The sequence below is a fragment of the Mesorhizobium sp. M4A.F.Ca.ET.090.04.2.1 genome (assembly GCF_003999085.1).
In the GTDB taxonomy this organism is placed as follows: Bacteria; Pseudomonadota; Alphaproteobacteria; order Rhizobiales; family Rhizobiaceae; genus Mesorhizobium.
The window spans coordinates 1-1,694 of the sequence record NZ_RZOT01000798.1 but is presented as its reverse complement, the minus strand read 5'-3'; the positions used below and the strand labels follow the sequence as shown (position 1 = coordinate 1,694).

The 1,694-nt window shown below is 66.3% G+C and carries 2 protein-coding genes and 2 pseudogenes; 3 read left to right on the top strand and 1 reads right to left on the bottom strand.

From position 1 onward, the window contains the following. From EN781_RS31955 to EN781_RS31945, 3 genes and pseudogenes are all read left to right on the top strand, one after another. Positions 1-207: pseudogene (locus EN781_RS31955) on the top strand (copper homeostasis protein CutC); the annotation flags it as partial. A 16-nt stretch (positions 208-223) separates the two neighbouring features. Further along, positions 224-718, top strand: coding sequence for a GNAT family N-acetyltransferase (locus EN781_RS31950; protein WP_126054178.1), 495 nt, complete (start codon positions 224-226; stop codon positions 716-718). Positions 719-794: 76 nt separating this feature from the next. Further along, positions 795-1,283, top strand: coding sequence for an SRPBCC family protein (locus EN781_RS31945; RefSeq protein ID WP_126054177.1), 489 nt, complete (start codon positions 795-797; stop codon positions 1,281-1,283). A gap of 69 nt (positions 1,284-1,352) precedes the next feature. Here the strand turns inward: EN781_RS31945 and EN781_RS31940 are convergent. Beyond that, positions 1,353-1,694: pseudogene (locus EN781_RS31940) on the bottom strand (carbon monoxide dehydrogenase); the annotation flags it as partial.

The window sequence follows — 1,694 nt, the reverse complement described above, 5'->3', positions numbered from 1 at the left end:
GGGCTCGATCCCGACAATATCGCCGAGGTGCTCGCCAGGACCGGGCTGAAGGAAATGCATTTCGCGGCACTTGCCGATGTGCCGAGCGCCATGCGCTACCGCAACCCGCGCGTCGGCATGGGCGGCAGCGATCTCGACCGCGAATACCGAACCACGGTGACCGACGGGGCATTGGTGGCGGCGACCATCGCGGCCGTCAGGGCCTGACCCCGGGGAAGATGCGATGACCGAAGGACGCTCGCCGATCGACCGCGTTTCGCCCGAAGATGAGCCCGCCATCCTCGCGCTCAACAACGAGCATGCGGCGGAACTGTCCTGGCTTGAAGCCGAGCGGCTCTCCTTCCTGCTCGGAGAGGCGTTTTATGCGCGCCGCATTGGCGCGCTCGAGGCCTTCATCATGACCTTCGACCAGGACGCCGACTACGACAGCCCGAACTTCCTCTGGTTCCGCGAACGCTACCCGCGCTTCGTCTATGTCGACCGGGTCGTCGTCGCCGCAGCGGCGCGCGGCCTTGGCCATGCCCGCCGGCTCTACGAGGATCTGTTCGAGTATGTCGCGCGCTCCGGCCAAGCGATCGTCACCTGCGAGGTGAATGCCGATCCGCCCAATCCGGCTTCGGACGCCTTTCATGCGGCGCTGGGATTCGCCGAGGTCGGCGACGCGGTCATCCATGGCGGCAAGAAGGCCGTGCGCTACTACCTCCGACAACTCGCCTGAGCGCCGGCGAGCGGCACTGGCGCATGAAACAAGCCGTCGCTAAAGTGATCGTCTCCGCCACTGGGGGCGAACCGTGATGCCAAGCAACGTCTTCCGCTTCGACGAGCGCTGGGACATTCCAGAAGCGACGCCGCAGGAAGTGTGGGATGTGCTGTCCGACGCCGAGTTGCTTCCGCTCTGGTGGGGCGACGTCTACAAGGAGGTCGTGCCGCTCGACAAGAAGGGCAAGGGCGTGGTCGGCTCGCGGGCCAGGGCCCGCGCCCGCGGCGCCCTGCCCTACGAACTGAACTTCATCATCGAGGCGGCCGAGCTCGAACCCGGCCGGCTTGTGGTGGTCAAGACCTTTGGCGATTTCGACGGTCTGTGGCGGGCGGAGCTGTCGCCCTCGGGGAATGGCACCCGGGTCAACCTGATCTGGCAGGTCACGGTGCTGAGGCCGATCCTGAAGTTTCTGGCGCCACTGCTGAGGCAGGCCTTTGCCTGGAACCACCGCTGGACGACGCCGCGTGGCGAAGCCGGCCTGCGCCGCTATCTGTCCGGACGGAAAAATCGCCAGGCAGCCTGATCCAGGCCCAGCGACGGCGGCGAAAAGGGGGCCATAACGGCCCCTTCTCTATTCACGTGATGGCAAGTGTCAGCCGGCGGCGGCAACAGCGCGCTTGGCCATGACCGCGATTAGATTGGCCCGGTACTCCGCCGAAGCGTGGATGTCGCTCATCAGGTTCTTCGCCGGCACCTTCACGCCATCGAGAGCCGCAGCCGCGAAGTTCTTCGCCAGCGCCGCCTCAATCTCCTTCGAGCGGAACACGCCATCGTCGCCGGCGCCGGTAACGGCGGCACGGACCCCGTCCTTGCCCTTGGCCACGAACACGCCGACGATCGCATAGCGCGAGGCCGGGTTGCGGAACTTTTCGTAGGCCGCCTTGGCCGGCGCGGTGAAGCTCACCGCCGTGATGATCTCGCCATCCTTCAGCGC